This is a genomic window from uncultured Cetobacterium sp. (genome assembly GCF_947039425.1).
Lineage (GTDB): Bacteria > Fusobacteriota > Fusobacteriia > Fusobacteriales > Fusobacteriaceae > Cetobacterium_A.
Map to the genome: position 1 here is coordinate 1 of NZ_CAMQYW010000262.1, position 2,830 is coordinate 2,830.

Annotated in this window: 1 protein-coding gene; it reads left to right on the forward strand. The window is 25.1% G+C overall.

Annotated elements, in window-relative coordinates:
- Positions 1–126: 126 nt before the first annotated feature.
- A complete protein-coding gene (locus Q0V09_RS10185; protein WP_297489235.1) occupies positions 127–2,721 on the forward strand; it encodes a hypothetical protein in 2,595 nt (864 codons plus the stop codon).
- Positions 2,722–2,830 lie beyond the last annotated feature (109 nt).

The window sequence follows — 2,830 nt, forward strand, 5'->3', positions numbered from 1 at the left end:
CGTGACTGGAGTTCAGACGTGTGCTCTTCCGATCTAAAAAAACCTAAATATCTCATTATAAATGATTATATAACTAAAAAACAAATAAAAAAAATAAAAATTTAAATTATTATAGGGAGAATAAATATGTCTAAATTTAAACTATTTTTATTAATTACTCTATTAAGTAATCTCTCAATTTTAGCTGATGATATTACTTTAGAGAAACTTGAAAATTTAAGAAAAACAAACTCTATCTCTCAAGAAGATTATGAATTTTTAAAAAGTGAGTTAAAAGGAGAACTAAATGAAGAACATCACTTCTCTCTTTTTGTTAATAGAAGATTAATAAGTAATAATTTTCCTATTATATATAGGGACAATGACACTTTTATATCTATAAAAGATTACTTTAAATCAATTAATTTTAGAAATTATACTTTTCAAGATGGAATATTAGAAATGTATCTAGGTAGAAGATTACAAAGGGTAGTTATTAATTTTAATAAAAACACTATTTCTGGTACTGAAAAAACTATGTTTTTTAATCGTGGATATTTTATACACAATGAAAAATATTTTCTTAGAATGCAACTTTTTAGAGATATATTCTTAAGTGGAGTAGATATTGATTATTCTAAAGGAAGAATTAGTATGTCATCTAAATATACTTTACCAAATGAAATTAGACGACTTTTAAAAGAAACAGATAAGGAATTAGAAGCCCAAAGTAAATACTCTAAAATCTATTATACAAATTCTAGAGAATTATTTAATTTAGGATATTTAAGAATTAATTTAGATAAAACTTTTACCAAAACACAAGGAATAAAAGATGATGATTGGGATGGTTTACTTGAATATCAAGGACCTTTACTTTATGGTGAATTTACAACGGAATATGACTTAAAAGATGGAGATTTTTCCTCTGCTAGTTTACTTTATGAAAATCTTCCTCAAAATCATTTTTTAGAATTTAGAGGATATAAAAAAGAAAATAATTATTGGGAAAAATCCATTTTATTTGAAAAAGATAAAGGATATTTTGAAGATGGTAAAAAATTTATTATTAGAGAAAATGTTCCTATTGGAAGTAGAGTTGAATTAGTTTATTTAGGAGCTACAATTGATGTTAGCTATGATCAAAATGGTGTTGTTACATTTACTAACTCTGAAATTAAAGATGATAGAGAATATATGCTAAGAATTCATACTAGAGAAGGTAAAATCCTAACAAGAATTATTAAAACTAGTGATGATTTTAATCAACAAAATAAGGGTGAATTTCAATATAGATTATATGCTACTGAAGTCAATGATTTAGGTGAAAAACAAGAAGATAAAAAACAACTTGAAACAGAAGTTTTTTATGGATTTACTGATTATTTAACTTTAGGAATTAAATATCTAAAAACACCTGAATATATTGATGAAAAATATCAATATGTTGAACGTGGTGGTGGAGAGTTAGTATATAGTAATCACATTAAAACATATCCTTATACTTTTATTCTTGGTGGAGAAAAAATATTTAACCCTGATGCCTTTGAAAAGGACTCTACTTTTGAAGGATTATTTCAAATTAAACTAGATAAAATAAAATTAAAGTATGAAGAAGGATATTATAGTGATTATTATGACAGTAAAGAATCTAGAGGTATTTCTTTTGAATACAATCCTTGGGATTTTCTAAGAGTTGATTACTCTTATGAATGGCTAAAAGACTGGAATGAAGAAGAGGATAATGGTTATGAACTTGATATTGAACTTACTAAAAATTTTGGTAGATTTTTAACTACATTTTCTTTTGAAAGAAATTTAGCAGATGAAAAACGATACTCTTCAAACCTTTATTATACAGGTTATAAAGATTATTCTGTTCGTTGGAATAACTCAATTAGTGAAAAAGGAGACGATTTTGAATCAACATTTTCTATATACAATAGAGCAATGCAAAATGGATTTGACTATACCTTTGAAGTTGCTTATAACGAAAAAGATAAAGAAAAATTTACTTTTAGAGTTTCACTTGATTATAATAACTGGTTTAACTTTAATATGAATGCTAAAGATAGTGGTCATTATGATATTTCTACTGGTATAGATAGAATTATTGACCTAAAAAATATAAAAAAGCCTTTAGATAGTATGGATACATCTAGAGTGGAAGTACAAACATTTTTAGATGTGAATGGTAATAATAAGTATGAAACTGACGAACCTTTTATTGGAGATGTAGAAGTTTTTATAAATGATGAAAAGCAAGTTACCTCATCTGAGAAAGCTACATATTTTTATGGTGTTCCAAATGACATTTTATACAATTTAGAACCAAAAGTTAGAAGACCTGGTTATGATATTTTAAATTCAAAATTCTCTCTTAAAGGAAAAAGTGGTGGAGATATTAAAGCTTATATTCCAATACAACCTCTTTTCTCAATTTCTGGACAGATGAGTTTATCTCAAAAGGGAGAAGAAAAATTACAAGTTTTAGATGGTATGGTTGTTAAAATTAGAGATAATAAAGGTGTTATTCTAATATCTATGCTCCTTGATCAATATGGATATTATGATATTAGCGGTCTTATTACTGGAACTTATACTTTAGAAATTACATCTTTTAAAAATTTGAAACTAAAGCCATTAAAGAAAAAAATTAAATTAAAATATGATCAAAAAATTGGAAACACATTAATTATCAATAGTGAAATTAAAAATAATCAAATTGTAGAAAAGGAGTAATCTTATGATCAAAAAATTAGTTTATTTATTTATAATACTATCTTTTAATATACTTGCAACTAATACAAAAATTCCTATGATTCCTTTAGTTCCTACCACAAACTCTGAA

Bases quoted from the DNA above. Each gene is read 5' to 3' on its own strand.
- Q0V09_RS10185 (WP_297489235.1), top strand. From the start codon at position 127: ATGTCTAAATTTAAACTATTTTTATTAATTACTCTATTAAGTAATCTC.